This window comes from Staphylococcus capitis subsp. capitis (genome assembly GCF_040739495.1).
Taxonomy (GTDB): Bacteria; Bacillota; Bacilli; order Staphylococcales; family Staphylococcaceae; genus Staphylococcus; species Staphylococcus capitis.
Map to the genome: position 1 here is coordinate 2,242,557 of NZ_CP145263.1, position 26,707 is coordinate 2,269,263.

General features: G+C 39.9%; 13 protein-coding genes, 2 tRNA genes and 6 rRNA genes. 2 read left to right on the plus strand and 19 right to left on the minus strand.

The genetic code is table 11. The features are described from left to right. The 9 genes from cysS to V6C74_RS11240 all read right to left on the minus strand — a co-directional run bounded on the left by cysS (position 1) and on the right by V6C74_RS11240 (position 11,742). Positions 1-1,401, minus strand: a complete 1,401-nt coding sequence (cysS, locus tag V6C74_RS11200; protein ID WP_002452474.1) for a cysteine--tRNA ligase — start codon at positions 1,399-1,401, stop codon at positions 1-3. Further along, complete coding sequence (gene cysE, locus V6C74_RS11205) at positions 1,385-2,014, minus strand: serine O-acetyltransferase (RefSeq protein WP_171002259.1); 630 nt, start codon at positions 2,012-2,014, stop codon at positions 1,385-1,387. Before cysE ends, cysS begins: the two co-directional genes overlap by 17 nt. Before the next feature lie 422 nt (positions 2,015-2,436). Next, positions 2,437-3,891, minus strand: coding sequence for a glutamate--tRNA ligase (gltX, locus tag V6C74_RS11210; RefSeq protein ID WP_002433261.1), 1,455 nt, complete (start codon positions 3,889-3,891; stop codon positions 2,437-2,439). 409 nt (positions 3,892-4,300) lie between these two features. After that, positions 4,301-5,383 (minus strand): PIN/TRAM domain-containing protein, encoded by a 1,083-nt coding sequence (locus V6C74_RS11215; RefSeq protein ID WP_016898735.1) that lies wholly within the window; start codon positions 5,381-5,383, stop codon positions 4,301-4,303. A gap of 139 nt (positions 5,384-5,522) precedes the next feature. Continuing rightward, entirely contained in the window at positions 5,523-6,890 is a 1,368-nt protein-coding gene (radA, locus tag V6C74_RS11220) for a DNA repair protein RadA (protein WP_002433170.1), read from the minus strand. A gap of 342 nt (positions 6,891-7,232) precedes the next feature. Further along, positions 7,233-9,686, minus strand: coding sequence for an ATP-dependent Clp protease ATP-binding subunit (locus V6C74_RS11225; RefSeq protein WP_002452472.1), 2,454 nt, complete (start codon positions 9,684-9,686; stop codon positions 7,233-7,235). 14 nt (positions 9,687-9,700) lie between these two features. Further along, positions 9,701-10,705 (minus strand): protein arginine kinase, encoded by a 1,005-nt coding sequence (locus tag V6C74_RS11230; RefSeq protein ID WP_002433454.1) that lies wholly within the window; start codon positions 10,703-10,705, stop codon positions 9,701-9,703. Next, entirely contained in the window at positions 10,698-11,261 is a 564-nt protein-coding gene (locus V6C74_RS11235; RefSeq protein ID WP_002433344.1) for a UvrB/UvrC motif-containing protein, read from the minus strand. Before V6C74_RS11235 ends, V6C74_RS11230 begins: the two co-directional genes overlap by 8 nt. A 19-nt stretch (positions 11,262-11,280) precedes the next feature. After that, on the minus strand, positions 11,281-11,742 hold the full coding sequence (locus V6C74_RS11240; RefSeq protein ID WP_002433457.1) for a CtsR family transcriptional regulator: 462 nt from the start codon (positions 11,740-11,742) through the stop codon (positions 11,281-11,283). 154 nt (positions 11,743-11,896) lie between these two features. Between V6C74_RS11240 and V6C74_RS11245 the strand changes: the two genes are divergently transcribed. After that, positions 11,897-13,108, plus strand: a complete 1,212-nt coding sequence (locus V6C74_RS11245; protein WP_002452470.1) for a NupC/NupG family nucleoside CNT transporter — start codon at positions 11,897-11,899, stop codon at positions 13,106-13,108. 132 nt (positions 13,109-13,240) lie between these two features. On the opposite strand, the gene pdxT is transcribed toward V6C74_RS11245, so the two are convergent. Further along, positions 13,241-13,801 (minus strand): pyridoxal 5'-phosphate synthase glutaminase subunit PdxT, encoded by a 561-nt coding sequence (gene pdxT / locus V6C74_RS11250; RefSeq protein ID WP_002452469.1) that lies wholly within the window; start codon positions 13,799-13,801, stop codon positions 13,241-13,243. A 3-nt stretch (positions 13,802-13,804) separates the two neighbouring features. Further along, positions 13,805-14,692, minus strand: a complete 888-nt coding sequence (pdxS, locus tag V6C74_RS11255; RefSeq protein WP_002433503.1) for a pyridoxal 5'-phosphate synthase lyase subunit PdxS — start codon at positions 14,690-14,692, stop codon at positions 13,805-13,807. Between the two features lie 95 nt (positions 14,693-14,787). Here pdxS and V6C74_RS11260 point away from each other — a divergent pair, with 95 nt between their 5' ends. Continuing rightward, positions 14,788-16,167, plus strand: a complete 1,380-nt coding sequence (locus V6C74_RS11260) for a PLP-dependent aminotransferase family protein (RefSeq protein ID WP_002452468.1) — start codon at positions 14,788-14,790, stop codon at positions 16,165-16,167. A 157-nt stretch (positions 16,168-16,324) separates the two neighbouring features. Here the strand turns inward: V6C74_RS11260 and rrf (V6C74_RS11265) are convergent. The 8 genes from rrf (V6C74_RS11265) to V6C74_RS11300 form a co-directional block, all read right to left on the minus strand. Continuing rightward, a 5S ribosomal RNA gene (gene rrf / locus V6C74_RS11265) occupies positions 16,325-16,439 on the minus strand. Between the two features lie 69 nt (positions 16,440-16,508). Further along, positions 16,509-19,430 (minus strand): 23S ribosomal RNA (locus V6C74_RS11270). A gap of 159 nt (positions 19,431-19,589) precedes the next feature. Beyond that, positions 19,590-19,666 (minus strand) — tRNA-Ile (locus tag V6C74_RS11275). A 97-nt stretch (positions 19,667-19,763) separates the two neighbouring features. Next, a 16S ribosomal RNA gene (locus V6C74_RS11280) occupies positions 19,764-21,314 on the minus strand. Positions 21,315-21,542: 228 nt separating this feature from the next. Further along, positions 21,543-21,657 (minus strand): 5S ribosomal RNA (gene rrf / locus V6C74_RS11285). Between the two features lie 69 nt (positions 21,658-21,726). After that, positions 21,727-24,648, minus strand: a 23S ribosomal RNA gene (locus tag V6C74_RS11290). A 296-nt stretch (positions 24,649-24,944) separates the two neighbouring features. After that, positions 24,945-26,495: ribosomal RNA gene (locus V6C74_RS11295) — 16S ribosomal RNA — on the minus strand. Together the 16S, 23S and 5S rRNA genes with 2 tRNA genes alongside form the textbook arrangement of a ribosomal RNA operon. A 129-nt stretch (positions 26,496-26,624) precedes the next feature. Next, positions 26,625-26,700, minus strand: a tRNA-Ala gene (locus V6C74_RS11300). Positions 26,701-26,707: the final 7 nt, after the last annotated feature.

Genomic DNA, 26,707 nt, shown 5'->3' on the forward strand with positions numbered 1-26,707 from the left:
TTAGCCACGCTTAAATCTGACACCTTGTGGCGTATCTTCTAAAATAATGTTACGTTCTTTCAACATGTCTCGAATTTCATCAGCACGTGCGAAATCTTTATTTTTACGAGCTTCATTACGTTCTTCTATAAGCTTTTCAATATCCTCATCTAGTAACTCGTTTTCATTTTCACCTTTAAGTGGGACGCCAAGAACATCACTAAAGATTTGATATACTTCTTTAAATCTATGAAGTACCTTCGTAGACGTTGTGTTCTCTAGAACATATTTATTCGCAAGTTTTGCTAAATCATACCAAGCAGTGACAGCATTAGCTGTATTAAAGTCATCATCCATAACCGCCTCAAATTGTCGGAGAATCGTTTCTATTTGATCAATGTATTCAGAATGTTCTTCTAAATCTGTAGCAATGGCTTCACGTTCTTCAATCAATTTATAACTATTGCGTATACGTTCTAAACCGCTTCTCGCAGCTCCTACTAGTTCTAAATTATAATTAATCGGGCTACGGTAATGGACACTAATCATAAAGAAACGTAGTACATCTGGATCTATTTCTTTAATAATGTCGTGTACTAAAATGAAGTTACCTAATGATTTACTCATTTTTTCGTTATCTATATTTATGAATCCATTGTGCATCCAGTAATTCGCAAATGGTGCATGATTGTGTGCTTCTGACTGGGCAATTTCATTTTCATGGTGAGGGAATTGTAAATCTGACCCTCCTGCATGAATATCGATTGTCGCTCCTAATTCATGATAAGCCATAACTGAGCATTCGATATGCCAGCCTGGACGACCTTTACCAAATGGACTATCCCAACTGATTTCGCCAGGTTTCGCTTTTTTCCATAAAGTAAAATCGAGCGCATCTTCTTTTTGTTCTCCCGCTTCAATACGCGCGCCTACTTTGAGGTCATCTAGAGATTGATGACTTAATTTACCATATCCATCAAATTGACGCGTTCTAAAGTACACATCTCCATCACTCTCATAAGCATACCCTTCATCTACTAATTCTTTAATGAAATCTATAATTTCTTGCATATGGTTCATCACACGCGGATTGGATGTTGCTTTCTTAACGTTCAATGCACCTACGTCTTCATAGAAAGCTTTAATATACTTTTCTGCAATTTCAGGAACACTTTCATTTAGTTCTTTAGAGCGATTAATTAATTTATCATCCACATCAGTGAAATTGGAAACGTAAATCACTTCATAACCTTTGTATTCAAAATATCTTCTAACAACATCATAGTTAATAGCAGGTCTTGCATTTCCGATGTGTATATAATTGTAAACGGTCGGACCACAAACATACATTTTTACCTTGCCTGGTTCAATCGGCTCAAATGTTTCTTTCCGACGTGTTAACGTATTATATAATGTAATCATCTTGAATCTCTCCATTCTTAGCTTTTTCAAGTTGTCGTTCTAAATGTTTGATTTGTTCGAAAAGTGGATCAGGTAAGTTGCGATGGTCAAATGTTTTACCGATACGCTTACCTTCTTGTTTAACGATATGACCCGGTATACCTACAACAGTGGTATAGCTTGGTACAGATTGTAGTACAACTGAATTCGCACCAATATTTACATTTGATTCAATTTGAATATTCCCCAACACCTTAGAACCAGCTGCAATTAAAACATTATCTCCAATGTCCGGGTGACGCTTACCTTTTTCTTTACCTGTACCACCTAAAGTAACACCTTGGTAAATCGTGACGTTATCCCCAATTGTACATGTCTCACCAATTACAACACCCATACCGTGATCAATAAATAATCGTTTACCAATTTTTGCTCCGGGATGAATTTCTATACCCGTAAAAAAGCGTGACACTTGTGAGATGACTCTCGCCGCTGTATAACGTTTCTTGTTATATAATTTATGGGCTATCAAATGACTCCATACCGCATGTAATCCTGCATAGGTAGTAACTACTTCTAAAGTTGAGCGTGCTGCTGGATCCTGTTCAAACACCATTTTTATATCGTCTCTCATTCTTCTTAACAAGATCTTCTCCCCCTTGGTTCAATCATTAAGATATCTGTTCTTTACATGAAATAATTTTTCGACCGTCATGCACAATTTTAAAATTAATGTTATTAAAAAAGCACCTCTAACAACTGATGTTAGAGGCGCTCTTAGCACGGTTCCACTCTTCATTTAGTAACGAAACTTTAAAATGTTAGCGTTACTCTCATTTGTATTATTCATCTTAGTTCAACAAAGGTGCATTCATTAATATTAATGATGTGCTCACAGCGACCGCACACTCTCTGAGTCATGTAATAATTAATTACTAATCCTTTGATTCATTTTTATAGTTATAATAATAGGTCGTTAATTGTGAAATTTCAAGTTGAAACACACGTTTTTTAATCATACTGCACTAGATAAAGCTAAACTTCGTTATTAATGTACTATACATACTTTTGTAATCGTGATAATACTTTTTCTTTACCTAAAACTTCAATCGTATTTGGTAATTCTGGTCCATGCATTTGACCTGTAACGGCTACACGAATTGGCATGAACAATTGTTTACCTTTAATACCTGTCTCTTTTTGAACTTCTTTAATTGTTTTCTTAATTTCTGCTGCTTCAAATGGTTCTAAAGCTTCTAATTTACCGTATAAATGATTCATTAACTCAGGAACTTGTTCACCATTTATAACTTCTTGCTCCTCTTCACCAAGTTCTGGCATTTCGTGGAAGAACATTTCTGATAATGGAACAATTTCACCTGCGTAACTCATTTCTTTTTGATATAAAGCAACAAGTTTTCTACCCCATTCTTTATCTTCTTCAGAAGGATTTTCTGGGATAAGATTTGCTTTGATTAAATGCGGTAATGCTAATTCAAATACTGTATCAGTGTCTTTCGTTTTCATATATTGGTTATTTACCCAAGCTAACTTTTGTCTGTCGAACATAGCTGGTGATTTAGATAAACGTTTTTCATCGAAGATTTTAATAAATTCTTCTTTAGAAAAGATTTCTTCTTCACCTTCAGGTGACCAACCTAATAAAGTAATAAAGTTAAATAGTGCTTCTGGTAAGTAACCTAAATCACGGTATTGCTCAATAAATTGTAAAATTTGACCGTCACGTTTACTTAACTTTTTACGTTCTTCATTGACGATTAATGACATATGACCAAAGCGTGGTGGTTCCCAACCGAACGCTTCATATATCATCAATTGTTTAGGTGTGTTAGAAACATGGTCATCACCACGAATAACATCTGAAATTTTCATATAATGATCGTCTACAGCAACTGCAAAGTTATACGTTGGAACGCCATCTTTCTTAACAATGACCCAATCACCCATATTATTTGAATCAAAAGAAATTTCACCTTTTACCATATCTTTGAAACTATAAGTTTTATCTTTAGGCACGCGGAAGCGAATAGATGGTTTACGTCCTTCAGCTTCGAACTGTTTGCGTTGTTCTTCTGATAAATGTGCGTGTTGTCCGCCATAACGAGGCATTTCTCCACGAGCAATTTGCGCTTCACGTTCTTCTTCTAATTCTTCCTCAGTCATGTAACACTTGTATGCTCTATCTTCATCAAGTAATTGTTGAATAAGTGGATTATAAATATCAGCACGTTCAGACTGACGATATGGACCAAAACCTTTATCTTTATCGATAGATTCATCCCAGTCTAAACCTAACCATTTTAAGTTATCAAATTGTGAAGATTCACCATCTTCTAAGTTACGTTTACTGTCCGTATCTTCTATACGAACTACAAAATCTCCATCATAATGTTTCGCAAATAAATAGTTAAATAATGCTGTTCTAGCATTACCAATATGCAAGTAGCCTGTTGGACTTGGCGCATATCTTACTCTGATGCGTTCACTCATTATATTCACTCCTACGATTATTATTTATGTGGTTGATTAACTGATTGAAAATAAATGCCCTATGATAACTCATTTTATGAAGCAATGGCATTTAATATTTTCAAGTCATGTTTCAAACCATTAAGCATGTAAGCTTTCATGTTTTCAGTAGTTTAATTCAATTTTAAAAAAAGTTATTCAAAAGTTTATGATGTGTTTAACCATTACTTTGTGAATAACTTTCGTGAAACATTGATTATTCATTCTTACATAACATTCAATAATATTGTAGCACTTAAACACGCCTTTGATAAGTCTATTGTTTTAACAGTCTTTCATAGTTAATAGTTTTTTATATGAGAAAAGGTTTCATGTAAAATACATACTTAATTATAAAATATGTAGTTTCACATGAAACCTCTTTTTAGAATTAATTTTCAAAATCAGAACTATTGTCATCGACATGTTTCGCAAAAACGATTCTACCAGATGAAGTTTGTAGTAAACTGATGACTTCTAAGTTAACATGTTGGCCCACTAATTTCTTAGCGTTATCAACAACGACCATTGTGCCATCATCTAAATACCCAACGCCTTGACCAGGCTCTTTCCCCATTTTAGTTAAAAGGATATTAAGGTGGTCACCTTGATGTACGTTAGGCTTAATAGCTTCAGATAAATCATTAACATTAAGTGCCATAATGCCTTGGACATGACACACTTTATTTAAATTAAAATCCGTTGTAATAACGTGAGCGTGGTAATGTTGTGCTAATTTGATTAGTAAAGTATCAATATCATTATGAGATTTCGTTGGATTTATGACTCGAGTAGGATAGTCTAAATCATAAAGTTGATTAAGAATATCTAATCCACGCTGGCCCTTTTCTCTTTTAACACTATCATTCGCATCAGCTACGACTTGTAATTCATTTATAACACCTTGAGGGATAAGAATATCTCCATCAATAAATCCACAACGAATAATATCTAATATACGCCCATCAATAATTGCGCTTGTATCGATGATTTTAGGGATTGCTTTACGTGTGTTGTAGGACATTGAGCGTGCCATATTTTCAGGCAAAAACATTAACATCTCATCACGTTTCTTTAATCCAAATTGGAATCCAAGATAACATAAAATAATTGTTATTATAATTGGGATAAAATGATTGAGCATTGAATTTCCTATTAGTTCTAAGATGAAAGAAACCATCACAGAAATAAATAATCCAATAATCAAACCAATTGTTGCGAACAAGATTTCAACCGCACTGCGGCGCATTATAATTTGTTCTAGTTCTTTAAAAGCGTATGTGACCTTTTTTAAGAAAAATCCAAATATAATGAAGAACAATATAATTCCTATTAATCCATCTATGTAATGATTAGTGATAATTGGGTAAGTGTTAATCCCTAAATCAGATACTACTTCTGGGATGATGATAATCCCTAGTGCAGCACCGATAATGATATAAATAATTACCACCATTAATCTAATGATATTCAATCTTATCCTCCTCTCATGGCTGTCTATTCATTGTATGTAAATAACTTATTTAACATAATTATAATGAAATTTGTGAAAACTAAATTAAAAAACTATATGCGTTTAAATCTTAAAACTCACTACCTACTATGAGGGAGGATTATGAAGAATGAAGCGCATATTTTAAAGCCTCATGCACAGAAGACACTCCTATGACTTGAATACCTTCCGGGAAAGTCCACCCACCAATATTAGTTTGAGGTATAATCGCTCGTTTGAATCCAAGTTTAGCCGCCTCTTGCACGCGTTGTTCAATGCGTGACACACGTCGAACTTCACCTGTTAGGCCAACCTCTCCAACAAAGCAATCTAAACCGTCTACCGCTTTATCCTTAAAGCTTGAAGCTGTCGCAACAATAATACTTAAGTCAACGGCTGGTTCTGTTAATTTCACACCACCAGCAACTTTGATATAAGCATCTTGTTGTTGAAGTAAATAATTCTCCTTCTTCTCTAAAACTGCCATAAGCAAACTTAATCGATTATGATCTATGCCCGTAGCCATACGTCTTGGATTGTTGAAAGTGGTCGGTGTGACTAACGCTTGGACCTCTATTAATAGTGGTCTTGTACCTTCCATAGTCGGTACAATTGTTGAACCTGGCACGTTTGTAGAACGTTCTTCTAAGAACATTTCAGACGGATTTAAGACACCTTTCAAACCACTTTGCTTCATTTCGAAAATACCCATCTCATTCGTGGAGCCAAAACGGTTTTTAACCGCACGTAAAATTCGATAAGCATGATGTTCATCACCTTCAAAGTAAAGCACGGTATCCACCATATGTTCAAGTAATCTTGGACCGGCAATTTGTCCTTCTTTCGTAACATGACCGACGATGAACGTTGCGATATCCATTTGCTTTGCGATATTCATTAGACTTTGAGTACTTTCTCTTACTTGAGATACAGAACCCGGTGCAGAACTGATTTCAGGATGATAAATAGTTTGTATTGAATCTACTACAAGTAAATCTGGTCGTTCATCCTTAACTGTTTGATGAATGACTTCTAAATCAGTCTCTGCTAATACATTGAGTTGACTAGAATCTTCTTCTAAGCGGTCGGCACGTAGTTTAGTCTGATTGATAGATTCCTCACCTGTAATATATAAGACATTCTTATTTTGAGATAATGCCGCACATATTTGAAGAAGCAACGTAGACTTCCCTATACCAGGATCGCCACCTATAAGTACGAGTGATCCACTGACAATCCCTCCACCAAGGACTCTGTTAAATTCTTTAGAATCCGTTAGAATTCTAGGGGTAGATTCATGTTTAACATTATCCAATTTTTGAACTTTTCCTGCCGCTTCTTTAGATTTTACTCCATGTTTAGGGTTTGCAGCTTTCTCTACAATTTCTTCCATCTGGTTCCATGCACCACAGTTTGGACATTTCCCCATCCATTTAGGAGATTGATAGCCACATGCCATACACTCAAATATTACTTTTTTCTTGGCCACTTCTGCACCTCCAAATTATTATGAACAAATCTATTTTAAACTGACATTTTGATTATGACAAATTAAATGTAAATGATTATGATATAGTCTATTTTTATGTGGTTATTAAACTATGATTTTTTATAAATAATTTTATTTTTGTCTATTTTAATTTCTGCAATTTTGTATAATCGCTAGTGTATTGTCATTTATTTTCCGGAAAATGAATATCCCATCATCAGTTTTAAACAAATTGAAAAATATGTAAAAAAATGACATCTCCCAAACAGTGAGAGATGTCATTTATTAATGATGCAAATAGCAAACATTACTTTAGTTATTCAATATATTAGTAATAATCAATTAAGCTTCAGTGGTTTCTTTATCATCTGACTTTTCATGGATGTCATATTTGAATTCATCGCCATCATGATCGATTGTGACTTCTTTACCTTCAATTTGATTACCATCTAAAATTAATTCACTAAGATTATCTTCTACAGTTTTTTGGATGGCTCTAATTAATGGTCTAGCACCGTATTCTGGATCGTAACCTTCTTCTGCGATTTTTTCTTTAGCTTTATCAGTTACAGAAATATTGATGTTTTGTTCAGATAATCGATCAGTAAGTTTCTTAACCATCATAGTAACAATTTCTTTCAATTCTTCTTTAGATAGTTTATGGAATACGATGATATCATCCACACGGTTTAAGAATTCAGGACGGAATGAATTTTTGAGTTCTTTCATCATTGTTTTGCGAATTGTTTCGTAGTCGTTGCCCTCTGAAGCACCGCCAAATCCTGCAAATCGTTGGTCTTGTAATTCTTGCGCACCAACATTTGATGTCATAATAATGATTGTGTTACGGAAATCTACAGTACGACCTTTTGTATCAGTTAGATGACCATCGTCTAATACTTGTAGCAAGATATTAAATACGTCAGGATGGGCTTTTTCAATTTCATCAAATAAAATAACTGAGTAAGGTTTGCGTCTAACTTTTTCAGTTAATTGACCACCATCATCATGACCTACGTAGCCCGGAGGTGCTCCAACTAAACGACTCACAGCGTGTTTCTCCATAAATTCACTCATATCAACACGAATCATAGCATCATCTTCACCAAACATAGATTCAGCTAATGCACGAGCTAATTCTGTTTTACCTACACCTGTAGGACCTAAGAAGATAAAGCTACCGATTGGACGTTTAGGATCTTTTAATCCAGCGCGAGCACGTCTTACAGCTTTACTAATTGAATTAACAGCGTCATTTTGACCGATAACTCGATTATGAAGTGTATCTTCAAGATTGAGTAAGCGACCTGATTCAGTTTCATTAATTTTAGTTAATGGAATACCTGTCCATCCTGCGATAACTTCAGCAATATCTTCTTCAGATAAAGCTGTACTTACACCACCTTGAGAGTTTTTCCATTCGTTTTTAGCTTCTTCATATTGTTTTTCAAGCTTAGATTGTTTGTCTCTTAAGTTTGCTGCATTTTCAAATTCCTGTGCATGAACGGCAGCATCTTTTTCATTTTTTACATTTTCAATTTCTTGTTCAATCTCTTTTAAATTATTAGGAGTTGTATGACTTTTCAGTCTAACCTTAGAACTTGCTTCATCAATAAGGTCGATCGCTTTGTCTGGTAAGAAACGATCTGATACATAACGATTACTTAATTTTGCCGCAGCTTCTAAAGCCTCATCAGATATATTAATTCTATGATGAGCTTCATAGCGATCACGTAATCCTTTTAAGATTTCAATCGTATCTTCAACTGTTGGTTCATCAACTTGAACAGGTTGGAAACGACGTTCTAACGCAGCGTCTTTCTCAATATTTTTACGATATTCATCTAATGTTGTAGCACCAATACATTGTAACTCTCCTCTAGCTAATGCAGGTTTAAGAATATTAGAAGCGTCAATTGCACCTTCCGCACCTCCAGCACCAACTAATGTGTGTAACTCATCTATAAATAAAATGACGTTACCTGCTTGATGAATTTCTTCCATTACTTTTTTCAAGCGTTCTTCAAATTCACCGCGGTATTTTGTACCAGCAACGACAGTTCCCATATCGAGTGACATCACGCGTTTATCTTTTAGAGTTTCTGGGACTTCATTATTAACGATTGCTTGTGCTAAACCTTCAGCTATAGCAGTTTTACCCACACCAGGCTCACCGATAAGTACTGGGTTATTTTTAGTACGACGGCTGAGCACTTCAATCACACGAGTAATTTCTTTATCTCTTCCAACTACAGGATCTAAAGTGCCATCTTTAGCAATAACTGTTAAGTCTCTAGCTAAACTATCTAATGTTGGAGTGTTATTTGATTTATTTGCTTGAGCATTTTTATTACTCATTTCTGGACTACCTAAAGCTTTTACTACTTGCGCGCGTGCTTTTGTAATATTTAAATCTAAATTGGCAAAGACACGTGCTGCGACACCTTCATTTTCACGGATTAAGCCTAGAAGAATATGTTCTGTTCCCACGAAGTTATGATGTAGTTTTCTCGCTTCATCCATTGAAAGCTCAATAACTTTTTTAGCTCTAGGTGTGTAATGTAAAGTGCCCATTTGTTCTTGACCATGGCCAATTAACTTTTCAACTTCTTCAATAACTTTATCTTCAGTGATATTAAAGCTTTCTAACACTTTGGCAGCGATACCTTCAGGTTCTTTCATTAAACCTAATAAAAGATGTTCCGTTCCAATATTTGAATGGTTCAAGCGAATTGCTTCTTCTTGTGCGTGCGCTAGTACGCGTTGTGCACGTTCTGTTAATCTACCAAATAGCATATATAAAATACCTCCTATTTTATATGTTTCCTTAATAAATCAGCTCTTTTTTCATTTACTGTTTTATCATCATCTTCATCTATTAAAAATGGCGATTGAATAGCTACCATTAATTCATTAAATTTAAAATCTTCAAGCGAAATATAGTTTAAATCAATGCCAAGCTTAACTTCACTCAAGCGAAATGATGCTTCTTCCATTGATATGATTCTACTATTTTGTAAAATCCCTAGTGAGCGATAAACTCTATCAAGTGTCTCTACAGGATTATGTTTATCAAGTCTTTCTCTGATTTGTTTTTCCTCATTGATAATTTGATTAACTACTTCAGTTAAGTTATCAATGATATCGGATTCAGTTTTCCCTAAAGTAAGTTGGTTTGAAACTTGATAAATATGTCCATATACTTGTGAACCTTCTCCATAAATACCTCGAATCGTAAATCCAAAACGATTAATCGTTTGAGCGATACGATTCATTCTCTTCATAATAGAAAGTCCTGGTAAATGTAGCATGACACTTGCGCGCATTCCAGTGCCTATATTAGTTGGACACGTTGTTAAATAACCTAAGTGTTCGTCATAACTTATATCTAAATCACTATCCAACTCATCATCAATATTTGAAGCCCTTTGATATAATTCACGCAACGATAAATCTGTTCCTAACGCTTGAATTCGAATATGATCTTCTTCGTTAATCATTACACTTAAGGATTCATCTTCATTTAACAGCACCGCGGATGCTGGCTGTTTGATAAGTTCTGGACTGACAAGATGTTTCGCAACTAATTTCATTTTACTTTGTTGATCCATAGTGTCTAAACGTTGTAACTTTAAGTTTGGAAGCGCATCTTGAACTTCGTTGATAACTCGAAAACCCTCTTGTTCAGAAGGAAACATCAAAGGATGGACGTGATTTTCTAGATTTCTTGCTAATCTAATACGAGAAGAAATAACTACAGGTGCCTCTTCTGTCATCTTCATCCATTCACTTATATTAGTATGAATGTCACTCATTACGAGACACCTCACTCTCATCTTTTAATGCTTTAATTTCATCACGTACAACAGCCGCTTCCTCGAAATTTTGTTCTTCAATTAATTTGTTTAGATATTTTGTTTTTTCTTCGATTTGCTTTTTAATTGCAAGTTTCTTATATGAAGATTGAGGCGTTTTACCTACATGTTCAAATTGGCCTCCCTGTACACGTCTAACAATATCGATAATGTCTTCTTTAAAAGTTGCGTAACAATTCGCGCAACCGAATTTACCAACGTGCGCAATATCTTTTAAAGTCATTTGACATGTTGGGCATTGCTTTTCCTCTTTGAATGCCATTTCTTGAAAATTAATACCATGTTTCGTAGCAAGATGTTGTAAAATCTGTTTAACTACAAAAGCTTCCTCTATATCATCCTGATGCACATGGTAAGAAGTATCCTCATGAGATTGTTGCCATGGATTATCACCTTGAGCACATATTGAGCATACCCATTTTTCGTGAGTACCGTCTTTACTTTTAACTGTTAATTTTACTTCTGCTTCATTTAAATGACAGTTTTCACAAAGCACGTTCAGACACCTCACTTCATTAATAATAGTTTATAACTGGAAGTAATCGTTTTAAAATATTAGCGCGTATAATATCTCGTGCGACCACATCCATTTTTAATGTCTCTCTATCTATAACTGCTTGTATCATTTTAGCTTCTCTTTGGTTAATTAGACCTTTATCTAGTAAACCATCTATAACATAATACGCTTGTTGTTGAGAAATAGAAGGCCCTATCAATTGAAGTAAGTGATTAATATAACCTGATGCATCTTTATTTTCAATTTTAGTGATTCGGATGTAGCCTCCGCCACCCCGTTTACTTTCTATTTCATAACCATGTTCATTTGTGAAGCGTGTTTTAATAACATAATTTAATTGAGAAGGAACACAATCGAAGCGTTGTGCAATATTAGCGCGTTGTATTTCGACCACATCTTCATTTGTTTCCTCGAATAAATGTTTAATGTATTGTTCTATGATGTCAGACATGTTATGCATGGATATCACCTCTTTTTGACCTTCTTTGACTTTATTATATGACCACCTTTGACCTTTTTCAACCAATTTGATTTTTAAAATTTAAATTTTATGATGTTAGCGCGTTCATTTTATTGTATGATAGAGAATAGAAAAATTTAAAGGAATGAAAAACATGCATATTTTGATTGGGATTATAGGAATTATATTCTTTTTAGCACTCGCATTTTTATTTAGTTCAGATAGAAAAAATATCCGTTGGAAATATGTCGGATTACTCTTAGTAATTCAATTGATATTTGCATTTATTTTATTAAAAACAAATATAGGTATCACAGTTATTGGTGGTATTTCGTATGGTTTCAGTTATTTATTAAAGCAAGCTGCTGAGGGTGTCAATTTCGTATTCGGTGGTTTTAAATTAGATCCAAAAAACCCTCCATTCTTCTTTAATGTATTGTTACCTATCGTGTTTATCTCAGCGCTTATCGGTATTTTACAATATACAAGAATTTTACCGCTTATAATTAACATTTTAGGTTTCTTAATTTCTAAAATTAATGGCATGGGACGTTTAGAATCTTACAATGCTGTAGCAGCAGCAATTTTAGGACAATCAGAGGTATTTATCTCATTAAAACAACAATTGCCATACATACCTAAACAACGTTTGTATACATTAACTGCATCTGCAATGTCGACAGTATCTGCTTCAATTATTGGAGCCTACTTCACATTAATAGAACCTAAATATGTTGTAACAGCTGTGGTACTTAACTTATTTGGTGGTTTCATCATCGCGTCTATTATCAATCCGTATAAAGTGAATGAAGAAGATGATAAATTATTAGTCGATGAAAGTGAAACTAAAAATCAATCATTCTTCGAAATGCTTGGTGAATATATTTTAGATGGTTTCAAAGTAGCAGTGATTGTCGGTGCAATGTTAATTGGTTATATTGCTCTTATTGCTTTACTTAATGGTGTAGTAAGTGGAATCTTTAGTCTATTATCAGGTGGAACATTGGATTGGAATTTCCAAACGTTAATCGGTTTTGTCTTTGCACCTTTCGCATTCCTAACTGGTGTTCCTTGGCATGATGCTGTGCAGTCAGGTTCAATTATGGCGACAAAATTATTATCAAATGAATTCGTTGCTATGCAAGCACTCGGTAAAACACATGGTTTATCTGAGCATGCTAAAGGTGTCACTTCAGTATTCTTAGTATCATTTGCTAATTTCAGTTCAATAGGTATTATTTCAGGTGCGATTAAATCACTAAATGATAAAAAAGGTGATATTGTAGCACGATTTGGATTAAAACTATTGTTCGGTGCAACATTAGTATCATTTATTTCTGCAGCAATTGCAGGATTCTTTATTTAATCAAACGCGAGAGTAACTTAGGAAAGTTGCTCTTGCGTTTTTTATTTTATGAGCTTACATTTGCTTTTGAAATTCATTTTCCGAAAAATTAAAAACGGCCACCTTTAAGATGACCGTTTATCAAAAGATTAATTAATTATGCTTTATCATATGGTTAATGAAGTACTCAGTTACACGATAATCGTCGGTGAGTTCAGGATGGAAAGAGACACCAAGATATTTACCTTGTTTAACCGCAACAATCTTATCTCCTACTCGGCTAAGAATGTCTACACCTTTCTCAACTTGAGCAATATGTGGTGCGCGTATGAATACACCTTCAATATCTTCAGCAACACCTTTTATATTAAGTTCCGATTCAAAACTATCAACTTGACGACCAAATGAATTACGTTCGACTGTAATATCCAACTTTTTCAAATAGCCAGATTCACCTTCAACATCTTTTGCAAGTACGATTAATCCCGCACATGTTCCAAACATTGGTAAATCAGATTGCTGTAACGCTTCCTTAAAGCCATATAAGTCCATTAATCTTCTTAGTGTTGTAGATTCACCACCTGGCAAAATCAAACCAGCAATATCTTCAAGTTGTTCAACTCTTTTTACTGCAACACCTTCATGACCACTTAATTCTATGTGACGAATGTGTTCACGAACTGCACCTTGTAATGCTAATACACCTATTTTCATAAATTACCATCCACGCTCTTGCATACGTTCTTCTAAAGAAATTTGGTTGATATCTAAACCTTTCATCGCTGTACCAAGTTCACTAGCCAATTTTCCAATTAATTCATAATCTTGATAGTGAGTCGTTGCTTGAACAATTGCTTTAGCAAATTTTTCAGGATCTTCTGATTTAAAAATACCAGAACCAACAAATACACCATCAGCACCTAATTCCATCATTAAAGCAGCATCTTGAGGTGTTGCTACGCCACCTGCTGCAAAGTTTACTACTGGTAAACGTCCATTATCTTTAATTTGTTTTAATACTTCAAAAGGTGCTCCTAAATCTTTAGCGAAAGTCATAATTTCATCATCATTCATTACTGTTAGACGACTAACTTCAGCATTAACGCGTCTCATGTGACGTACAGCTTCTACGATATTGCCTGTTCCAGGTTCACCTTTCGTACGTAACATTGCAGCACCTTCTCCAATACGTCGTGCAGCTTCACCTAAATTACGGCAACCACAAACGAAAGGCACTGTAAATTGATCTTTTCTTAAGTGATACTCTTCATCAGCTGGAGTTAATACTTCAGATTCATCGATATAATCAACACCCATTGATTCTAATACTCTAGCTTCAGTAATATGTCCTATACGGGCTTTAGCCATAACAGGTATAGACACAGCATTCATTACTTCCTCTACAATTTTAGGATTAGCCATACGTGCCACGCCACCTGCTGCTCGGATGTCTGATGGAACGCGTTCTAAAGCCATTACTGCAACAGCACCAGCTTCTTCAGCAATTTTAGCTTGTTCTGCATTTACGACGTCCATAATAACGCCACCTTTTTGCATTTCAGCCATTCCTCTTTTTACTCTTTCTGAGCCTACGATTTTTGACATGTTATTACCCCTTTACTTATTGATTAAATTCATTTTAAGAGATAAACTGATATTTAAAAAGGTTCAATTTATCCATAATAATAGGGGTCAGATTTATGAAATCATCACAACCACTTTACTTATCTCTTTATGAAAAGTTAAAAAATCAAATTATCGAAGGTCAATACCATTCCAATGATAAGTTTCCTTCGAAAAGACAATTAAGCGAACATTTGTCAATGAGTCATACAACTATTGAACACGCTTATCAACTGTTATTAGATGAAGGATTTATATACTCTAAGCCGAGATCTGGATACTATGTATCAGATATTGAATCATTGCCAGTTATCAATAGAGAAACTTATCCTAATAATGATCATTTAGAGATTCATAATGAAAGTAATGAAAACTCGCAATTCAAATTCGCCTTCAACTTAGCTGAAATCGACTCTGAAAATTTTCCTATGCATATATTTAGAAAATACGCAAAAGACGTCTTTGAAGAAGATCACTTATCACTATTACAAAGAGGCGAAATTCAAGGAGAGTTCGTATTACGTCAACAAATTGCACATTATTTATTTAATAGTAGAGGCGTAACATGTCACCCTAATCAAATAGTCATTGGTTCTTCTACTAGCCAACTCCTCGATATGATTACTAATTTACTTAATCAAGAAAAGTTTATCATCGAGAAACCGAGTTATCCTCCGATCAAACATGTCTTAGACAAAAAGAATATGAACTATTTACAAGTTCCTGTTGAAAAAAATGGTATACAAGTTCGCCCTATCTTAGAATCAAAATATAATATTTTATATATTACACCTTCACATCAATTTCCTACTGGTCATGTCACCAATTTAAAAAAGAGAACCCAACTTATTCAATGGGCACAACAAGATGAACAACGTTACATTATAGAAGATGATTATGATTCAGAGTTCAGGTACTTTGGTAAACCTATACCAGCACTACAAAGTTTAGATACTAAAGGAAAAGTTGTTTATATAAGTACATTTTCAAAATCACTCTATCCTAGCTGTAGAATTGCATATATTGTTTTACCAAAAGAAATATTATCAAAATATAAACAAAGAAAATTAAAAGAAGGTAATACTGTACCTGTGCACATTCAACATATGGTTGCACAATTTATGGCAAGTGGTAGCTTTGAAAGACATTTAAATAAAATGAGGAAAATTTATAGAGACAAATTAAATTATATATTGCACCATCTCGAAAAATATAAAGACCAATTGCAAATTGAAGGAGCACTTACTGGGATGCATTTTAATTTAACAGTTCTGAATGGTCTCACTACACAGCAATGCTTAGACAGGGCTAAGAACAACAAATTAAAACTCGAAATATATAACTATGATGATATCCCCTCAGAGTATCCTAAATTTATTTTAGGATTCGGTGGAATTAAACAACGTGAACTTGCAGATTATGTCAAAGCTCTCATCAACTCGTTAATTATAAAGTAACACTTCTTTTTTAAAAGTTAGTGTTACTTATGCGATAGCTAATTGGCTATCGTATTTTAATTAACTTCCTCTTATTAATTTCTCATCTTTATTTTTTCGCATAAAAAAAGAGACCTTGCGGTCTCGATTCGGCTCATCGCATCCATACGATTTATTTGCCTGGCAACGTCCTACTCTAGCGGAACGTAAGTCCGACTACCATCGGCGCTAAGGAGCTTAACTTCTGTGTTCGGCATGGGAACAGGTGTGACCTCCTTGCCATTGTCACCAGACAAATGAATGTGTTATACATTCAAAACTAGATAGTAAGTAATGATTTTGCGTCGCAAAACATTTTAATATTGATTAAGTCTTCGATCGATTAGTATTCGTCAGCTCCACGTGTCACCACGCTTCCACCTCGAACCTATTAACCTCGTCATCTTCGAGGGATCTTATAACCGAAGTTGGGAAATCTCATCTTGAGGGGGGCTTCATGCTTAGATGCTTTCAGCACTTATCCCGTCCATACATAGCTACCCAGCTATGCCGTTGGCACGACAACTGGTACACCAGAGGTATGTCCATCCCGGTCCTCTCGTACTAAGGACAGCTCCTCTCAAATTTCCTACGCCCACGACGGATAGGGACCGAACTGTCTCACGACGTTCTGAACCCAGCTCGCGTACCGCTTTAATGGGCGAACAGCCCAACCCTTGGGACCGACTACAGCCCCAGGATGCGATGAGCCGACATCGAGGTGCCAAACCTCCCCGTCGATGTGAACTCTTGGGGGAGATAAGCCTGTTATCCCCGGGGTAGCTTTTATCCGTTGAGCGATGGCCCTTCCATGCGGAACCACCGGATCACTAAGTCCGTCTTTCGACCCTGCTCGACTTGTAGGTCTCGCAGTCAAGCTCCCTTATGCCTTTACACTCTGTGAATGATTTCCAACCATTCTGAGGGAACCTTTGAGCGCCTCCGTTACCTTTTAGGAGGCGACCGCCCCAGTCAAACTGCCCGCCTGACACTGTCTCCCACCACGATAAGTGGTGCGGGTTAGAAAGCCAACACAGCTAGGGTAGTATCCCACCAACGCCTCCACGTAAGCTAGCGCTCACGTTTCAATGGCTCCTACCTATCCTGTACAAGCTGTGCCGAATTTCAATATCAGGCTACAGTAAAGCTCCACGGGGTCTTTCCGTCCTGTCGCGGGTAACCTGCATCTTCACAGGTACTATGATTTCACCGAGTCTCTCGTTGAGACAGTGCCCAAATCGTTACGCCTTTCGTGCGGGTCGGAACTTACCCGACAAGGAATTTCGCTACCTTAGGACCGTTATAGTTACGGCCGCCGTTTACTGGGGCTTCGATTCGTGGCTTCGCAGAAGCTAACCACTCCTCTTAACCTTCCAGCACCGGGCAGGCGTCAGCCCCTATACATCACCTTACGGTTTAGCAGAGACCTGTGTTTTTGATAAACAGTCGCTTGGGCCTATTCACTGCGGCTCTTCTGGGCGTGAACCCTAAAGAGCACCCCTTCTCCCGAAGTTACGGGGTCATTTTGCCGAGTTCCTTAACGAGAGTTCGCTCGCTCACCTTAGAATTCTCATCTTGACTACCTGTGTCGGTTTGCGGTACGGGCACCTGTTATCTATCTAGAGGCTTTTCTCGGCAGTGTGAAATCAACGACTCGAGGAAACAATTTCCTCTCCCCATCACAGCTCAGCCCAACGAGTGCCGGATTTGCCTAACACTCAGCCTTACTGCTTGGACGTGCACTCCAACAGCACGCTTCGCCTATCCTACTGCGTCCCCCCATCGATTAAAACGATACTAGGTGGTACAGGAATATCAACCTGTTATCCATCGCCTACGCCTGTCGGCCTCAGCTTAGGACCCGACTAACCCAGAGCGGACGAGCCTTCCTCTGGAAACCTTAGTCAATCGGTGTACGGGATTCTCACCCGTCTTTCGCTACTCACACCGGCATTCTCACTTCTAAGCGCTCCACATGTCCTTGCGATCATGCTTCAACGCCCTTAGAACGCTCTCCTACCATTGTCCGAAGGACAATCCACAGCTTCGGTAATATGTTTAGCCCCGGTACATTTTCGGCGCAGTGTCACTCGACTAGTGAGCTATTACGCACTCTTTAAATGATGGCTGCTTCTAAGCCAACATCCTAGTTGTCTGGGCAACGCCACATCCTTTTCCACTTAACATATATTTTGGGACCTTAGCTGGTGGTCTGGGCTGTTTCCCTTTCGAACACGGACCTTATCACCCATGTTCTGACTCCCAAGTTAAATTGATTGGCATTCGGAGTTTGTCTGAATTCGGTAACCCGAGAGGGGCCCCTCGTCCAAACAGTGCTCTACCTCCAATAATCATCACTTGAGGCTAGCCCTAAAGCTATTTCGGAGAGAACCAGCTATCTCCAAGTTCGATTGGAATTTCTCCGCTACCCTCAGTTCATCCGCTCACTTTTCAACGTAAGTCGGTTCGGTCCTCCATTCAGTGTTACCTGAACTTCAACCTGACCAAGGGTAGATCACCTGGTTTCGGGTCTACGACCAAATACTCAACGCCCTATTCAGACTCGCTTTCGCTACGGCTCCACATTCGCTGCTTAACCTTGCATCAGATCGTAACTCGCCGGTTCATTCTACAAAAGGCACGCCATCACCCATAAACGGGCTCTGACTACTTGTAAGCACACGGTTTCAAGTTCTCTTTCACTCCCCTTCCGGGGTACTTTTCACCTTTCCCTCACGGTACTGGTTCACTATCGGTCACTAGAGAGTATTTAGCCTTAGGAGATGGTCCTCCTAGATTCCGACGGAATTTCACGTGCTCCGTCGTACTCAGGATCCACTCAAGAGAGAATATGTTTTCGACTACAGGATTATTACCTTCTTTGATTCATCTTTCCAGATGATTCGTCTAACATGTTCTTTTGTAACTCCGTATAGAGTGTCCTACAACCCCAACAAGCAAGCTTGTTGGTTTGGGCTCTTCCCGTTTCGCTCGCCGCTACTCAGGGAATCGATTTTTCTTTCTCTTCCTCCGGGTACTAAGATGTTTCAGTTCTCCGGGTCTGCCTTCTGACATGCTATGAATTCACATGTCGATAACATGACATAACTCATGTTGGGTTCCCCCATTCGGAAATCTCTGGATTAACGCTTACTTACAGCTACCCAAAGCATATCGTCGTTAGTAACGTCCTTCTTCGGCTTCTAGTGCCAAGGCATCCACCGTGCGCCCTTAATAACTTAATCTATGTTTCCACCAGGAAACGCGTTATTAATCTTGTGAGTGTTCTTTCGAACACTAGCGATTATTTTTATGAATTCAAGCTTATTTAAAACTCTATTCACTCGGTTTTGCTTGGTAAAATCTATTTACTTACTTATCTAGTTTTCAATGTACAATTTTAATGGTGGGCCTAAGTGGACTCGAACCACCGACCTCACGCTTATCAGGCGTGCGCTCTAACCAGCTGAGCTATAGGCCCATTATTAAAATGAATGTTATAAACATTCAAAACTGAATACAATATGTCACGTTAATCCTTTTCATCTTCGAAGAAGATGTTCCGAATATATCCTTAGAAAGGAGGTGATCCAGCCGCACCTTCCGATACGGCTACCTTGTTACGACTTCACCCCAATCATTTGTCCCACCTTCGACGGCTAGCTCCAAAAGGTTACTCCACCGGCTTCGGGTGTTACAAACTCTCGTGGTGTGACGGGCGGTGTGTACAAGACCCGGGAACGTATTCACCGTAGCATGCTGATCTACGATTACTAGCGATTCCAGCTTCATGTAGTCGAGTTGCAGACTACAATCCGAACTGAGAACAACTTTATGGGATTTGCTTGACCTCGCGGTTTCGCTACCCTTTGTATTGTCCATTGTAGCACGTGTGTAGCCCAAATCATAAGGGGCATGATGATTTGACGTCATCCCCGCCTTCCTCCGGTTTGTCACCGGCAGTCAACTTAGAGTGCCCAACTTAATGATGGCAACTAAGCTTAAGGGTTGCGCTCGTTGCGGGACTTAACCCAACATCTCACGACACGAGCTGACGACAACCATGCACCACCTGTCACTCTGTCCCCCGAAGGGGAAAACTCTATCTCTAGAGGGATCAGAGGATGTCAAGATTTGGTAAGGTTCTTCGCGTTGCTTCGAATTAAACCACATGCTCCACCGCTTGTGCGGGTCCCCGTCAATTCCTTTGAGTTTCAACCTTGCGGTCGTACTCCCCAGGCGGAGTGCTTAATGCGTTAGCTGCAGCACTAAGGGGCGGAAACCCCCTAACACTTAGCACTCATCGTTTACGGCGTGGACTACCAGGGTATCTAATCCTGTTTGATCCCCACGCTTTCGCACATCAGCGTCAGTTACAGACCAGAAAGTCGCCTTCGCCACTGGTGTTCCTCCATATCTCTGCGCATTTCACCGCTACACATGGAATTCCACTTTCCTCTTCTGCACTCAAGTTTTCCAGTTTCCAATGACCCTCCACGGTTGAGCCGTGGGCTTTCACATCAGACTTAAAAAACCGCCTACGCGCGCTTTACGCCCAATAATTCCGGATAACGCTTGCCACCTACGTATTACCGCGGCTGCTGGCACGTAGTTAGCCGTGGCTTTCTGATTAGGTACCGTCAAGACGTGCATAGTTACTTACACATTTGTTCTTCCCTAATAACAGAGTTTTACGATCCGAAGACCTTCTTCACTCACGCGGCGTTGCTCCGTCAGGCTTTCGCCCATTGCGGAAGATTCCCTACTGCTGCCTCCCGTAGGAGTCTGGACCGTGTCTCAGTTCCAGTGTGGCCGATCACCCTCTCAGGTCGGCTACGCATCGTTGCCTTGGTAAGCCGTTACCTTACCAACTAGCTAATGCGGCGCGGATCCATCTATAAGTGACAGCAAGACCGTCTTTCACTGTTGAACCATGCGGTTCAACATGTTATCCGGTATTAGCTCCGGTTTCCCGAAGTTATCCCAGTCTTATAGGTAGGTTATCCACGTGTTACTCACCCGTCCGCCGCTAACGTCAAAGGAGCAAGCTCCTCGTCTGTTCGCTCGACTTGCATGTATTAGGCACGCCGCCAGCGTTCATCCTGAGCCAGGATCAAACTCTCCATAAAAAATTATGATGTTTGATTAGCTCATAAATACTAAATAGTTTGTAACGTTTTGTTACGTTTCTTGGAATTAACGTTGACATATTGTCATTCAGTTTTCAATGTTCATTTTTCTTACCGACAAGAATTAATTATACGCTTTATTGATGTTAAAGTCAATAAATATTTAAAATTAATTTTATTCAGTAAAAATAATCCACAAAAAAATGACCTAACGGTCAAAAGTGGTTTGCCTGGCAACGTCCTACTCTAGCGGAACGTAAGTCCGACTACCATCGGCGCTAAGGAGCTTAACTTCTGTGTTCGGCATGGGAACAGGTGTGACCTCCTTGCCATTGTCACCAGACAAATGAATGTGTTATACATTCAAAACTAGATAGTAAGTAATGATTTTGCGTCGCAAAACATTTTAATATTGATTAAGTCTTCGATCGATTAGTATTCGTCAGCTCCACGTGTCACCACGCTTCCACCTCGAACCTATTAACCTCGTCATCTTCGAGGGATCTTATAACCGAAGTTGGGAAATCTCATCTTGAGGGGGGCTTCATGCTTAGATGCTTTCAGCACTTATCCCGTCCATACATAGCTACCCAGCTATGCCGTTGGCACGACAACTGGTACACCAGAGGTATGTCCATCCCGGTCCTCTCGTACTAAGGACAGCTCCTCTCAAATTTCCTACGCCCACGACGGATAGGGACCGAACTGTCTCACGACGTTCTGAACCCAGCTCGCGTACCGCTTTAATGGGCGAACAGCCCAACCCTTGGGACCGACTACAGCCCCAGGATGCGATGAGCCGACATCGAGGTGCCAAACCTCCCCGTCGATGTGAACTCTTGGGGGAGATAAGCCTGTTATCCCCGGGGTAGCTTTTATCCGTTGAGCGATGGCCCTTCCATGCGGAACCACCGGATCACTAAGTCCGTCTTTCGACCCTGCTCGACTTGTAGGTCTCGCAGTCAAGCTCCCTTATGCCTTTACACTCTGTGAATGATTTCCAACCATTCTGAGGGAACCTTTGAGCGCCTCCGTTACCTTTTAGGAGGCGACCGCCCCAGTCAAACTGCCCGCCTGACACTGTCTCCCACCACGATAAGTGGTGCGGGTTAGAAAGCCAACACAGCTAGGGTAGTATCCCACCAACGCCTCCACGTAAGCTAGCGCTCACGTTTCAATGGCTCCTACCTATCCTGTACAAGCTGTGCCGAATTTCAATATCAGGCTACAGTAAAGCTCCACGGGGTCTTTCCGTCCTGTCGCGGGTAACCTGCATCTTCACAGGTACTATGATTTCACCGAGTCTCTCGTTGAGACAGTGCCCAAATCGTTACGCCTTTCGTGCGGGTCGGAACTTACCCGACAAGGAATTTCGCTACCTTAGGACCGTTATAGTTACGGCCGCCGTTTACTGGGGCTTCGATTCGTGGCTTCGCAGAAGCTAACCACTCCTCTTAACCTTCCAGCACCGGGCAGGCGTCAGCCCCTATACATCACCTTACGGTTTAGCAGAGACCTGTGTTTTTGATAAACAGTCGCTTGGGCCTATTCACTGCGGCTCTTCTGGGCGTGAACCCTAAAGAGCACCCCTTCTCCCGAAGTTACGGGGTCATTTTGCCGAGTTCCTTAACGAGAGTTCGCTCGCTCACCTTAGAATTCTCATCTTGACTACCTGTGTCGGTTTGCGGTACGGGCACCTGTTATCTATCTAGAGGCTTTTCTCGGCAGTGTGAAATCAACGACTCGAGGAAACAATTTCCTCTCCCCATCACAGCTCAGCCTAACGAGTGCCGGATTTGCCTAACACTCAGCCTTACTGCTTGGACGTGCACTCCAACAGCACGCTTCGCCTATCCTACTGCGTCCCCCCATCGATTAAAACGATACTAGGTGGTACAGGAATATCAACCTGTTATCCATCGCCTACGCCTGTCGGCCTCAGCTTAGGACCCGACTAACCCAGAGCGGACGAGCCTTCCTCTGGAAACCTTAGTCAATCGGTGGACGGGATTCTCACCCGTCTTTCGCTACTCACACCGGCATTCTCACTTCTAAGCGCTCCACATGTCCTTGCGATCATGCTTCAACGCCCTTAGAACGCTCTCCTACCATTGTCCGAAGGACAATCCACAGCTTCGGTAATATGTTTAGCCCCGGTACATTTTCGGCGCAGTGTCACTCGACTAGTGAGCTATTACGCACTCTTTAAATGATGGCTGCTTCTAAGCCAACATCCTAGTTGTCTGGGCAACGCCACATCCTTTTCCACTTAACATATATTTTGGGACCTTAGCTGGTGGTCTGGGCTGTTTCCCTTTCGAACACGGACCTTATCACCCATGTTCTGACTCCCAAGTTAAATTGATTGGCATTCGGAGTTTGTCTGAATTCGGTAACCCGAGAGGGGCCCCTCGTCCAAACAGTGCTCTACCTCCAATAATCATCACTTGAGGCTAGCCCTAAAGCTATTTCGGAGAGAACCAGCTATCTCCAAGTTCGATTGGAATTTCTCCGCTACCCTCAGTTCATCCGCTCACTTTTCAACGTAAGTCGGTTCGGTCCTCCATTCAGTGTTACCTGAACTTCAACCTGACCAAGGGTAGATCACCTGGTTTCGGGTCTACGACCAAATACTCAACGCCCTATTCAGACTCGCTTTCGCTACGGCTCCACATTCGCTGCTTAACCTTGCATCAGATCGTAACTCGCCGGTTCATTCTACAAAAGGCACGCCATCACCCATAAACGGGCTCTGACTACTTGTAAGCACACGGTTTCAAGTTCTCTTTCACTCCCCTTCCGGGGTACTTTTCACCTTTCCCTCACGGTACTGGTTCACTATCGGTCACTAGAGAGTATTTAGCCTTAGGAGATGGTCCTCCTAGATTCCGACGGAATTTCACGTGCTCCGTCGTACTCAGGATCCACTCAAGAGAGAATATGTTTTCGACTACAGGATTATTACCTTCTTTGATTCATCTTTCCAGATGATTCGTCTAACATGTTCTTTTGTAACTCCGTATAGAGTGTCCTACAACCCCAACAAGCAAGCTTGTTGGTTTGGGCTCTTCCCGTTTCGCTCGCCGCTACTCAGGGAATCGATTTTTCTTTCTCTTCCTCCGGGTACTAAGATGTTTCAGTTCTCCGGGTCTGCCTTCTGACATGCTATGAATTCACATGTCGATAACATGACATAACTCATGTTGGGTTCCCCCATTCGGAAATCTCTGGATCAACGCTTACTTACAGCTACCCAAAGCATATCGTCGTTAGTAACGTCCTTCTTCGGCTTCTAGTGCCAAGGCATCCACCGTGCGCCCTTAATAACTTAATCTATGTTTCCACCATACTTTTAGTCAATCGCTTTCATATCACAACGATTTCTTTAAAAGTTAAAGTCGAAAACCTGTTATTAATCTTGTGAGTGTTCTTTCGAACACTAGCGATTATTTTTATGAATTCAAGCTTATTTAAAACTCTATTCACTCGGTTTTGCTTGGTAAAATCTATTTACTTACTTATCTAGTTTTCAATGTACAAATTTGAATGTTAATAAACATTCAAAACTGAATACAATATGTCACGTTATCCCTTTCATCTTCGAAGAAGATGTTCCGAATATATCCTTAGAAAGGAGGTGATCCAGCCGCACCTTCCGATACGGCTACCTTGTTACGACTTCACCCCAATCATTTGTCCCACCTTCGACGGCTAGCTCCAAAAGGTTACTCCACCGGCTTCGGGTGTTACAAACTCTCGTGGTGTGACGGGCGGTGTGTACAAGACCCGGGAACGTATTCACCGTAGCATGCTGATCTACGATTACTAGCGATTCCAGCTTCATGTAGTCGAGTTGCAGACTACAATCCGAACTGAGAACAACTTTATGGGATTTGCTTGACCTCGCGGTTTTGCTACCCTTTGTATTGTCCATTGTAGCACGTGTGTAGCCCAAATCATAAGGGGCATGATGATTTGACGTCATCCCCACCTTCCTCCGGTTTGTCACCGGCAGTCAACTTAGAGTGCCCAACTTAATGATGGCAACTAAGCTTAAGGGTTGCGCTCGTTGCGGGACTTAACCCAACATCTCACGACACGAGCTGACGACAACCATGCACCACCTGTCACTCTGTCCCCCGAAGGGGAAAACTCTATCTCTAGAGGGATCAGAGGATGTCAAGATTTGGTAAGGTTCTTCGCGTTGCTTCGAATTAAACCACATGCTCCACCGCTTGTGCGGGTCCCCGTCAATTCCTTTGAGTTTCAACCTTGCGGTCGTACTCCCCAGGCGGAGTGCTTAATGCGTTAGCTGCAGCACTAAGGGGCGGAAACCCCCTAACACTTAGCACTCATCGTTTACGGCGTGGACTACCAGGGTATCTAATCCTGTTTGATCCCCACGCTTTCGCACATCAGCGTCAGTTACAGACCAGAAAGTCGCCTTCGCCACTGGTGTTCCTCCATATCTCTGCGCATTTCACCGCTACACATGGAATTCCACTTTCCTCTTCTGCACTCAAGTTTTCCAGTTTCCAATGACCCTCCACGGTTGAGCCGTGGGCTTTCACATCAGACTTAAAAAACCGCCTACGCGCGCTTTACGCCCAATAATTCCGGATAACGCTTGCCACCTACGTATTACCGCGGCTGCTGGCACGTAGTTAGCCGTGGCTTTCTGATTAGGTACCGTCAAGACGTGCATAGTTACTTACACATTTGTTCTTCCCTAATAACAGAGTTTTACGATCCGAAGACCTTCTTCACTCACGCGGCGTTGCTCCGTCAGGCTTTCGCCCATTGCGGAAGATTCCCTACTGCTGCCTCCCGTAGGAGTCTGGACCGTGTCTCAGTTCCAGTGTGGCCGATCACCCTCTCAGGTCGGCTACGCATCGTTGCCTTGGTAAGCCGTTACCTTACCAACTAGCTAATGCGGCGCGGATCCATCTATAAGTGACAGCAAGACCGTCTTTCACTGTTGAACCATGCGGTTCAACATGTTATCCGGTATTAGCTCCGGTTTCCCGAAGTTATCCCAGTCTTATAGGTAGGTTATCCACGTGTTACTCACCCGTCCGCCGCTAACGTCAGAGGAGCAAGCTCCTCGTCTGTTCGCTCGACTTGCATGTATTAGGCACGCCGCCAGCGTTCATCCTGAGCCAGGATCAAACTCTCCATAAAAAATTATGATGTTTGATTAGCTCATAAATACTAAATAGTTTGTAACGTTTCGTTACGTTTATTGGAATTAACGTTGACATATTGTCATTCAGTTTTCAATGTTCATTTATTATAATGAATAATTATAAATGGTGGAGACTAGCGGGATCGAACCGCTGACCTCCTGCGTGCAAAGCAGGCGCTCTCCCAGCTGAGCTAAGCCCCCATAATTT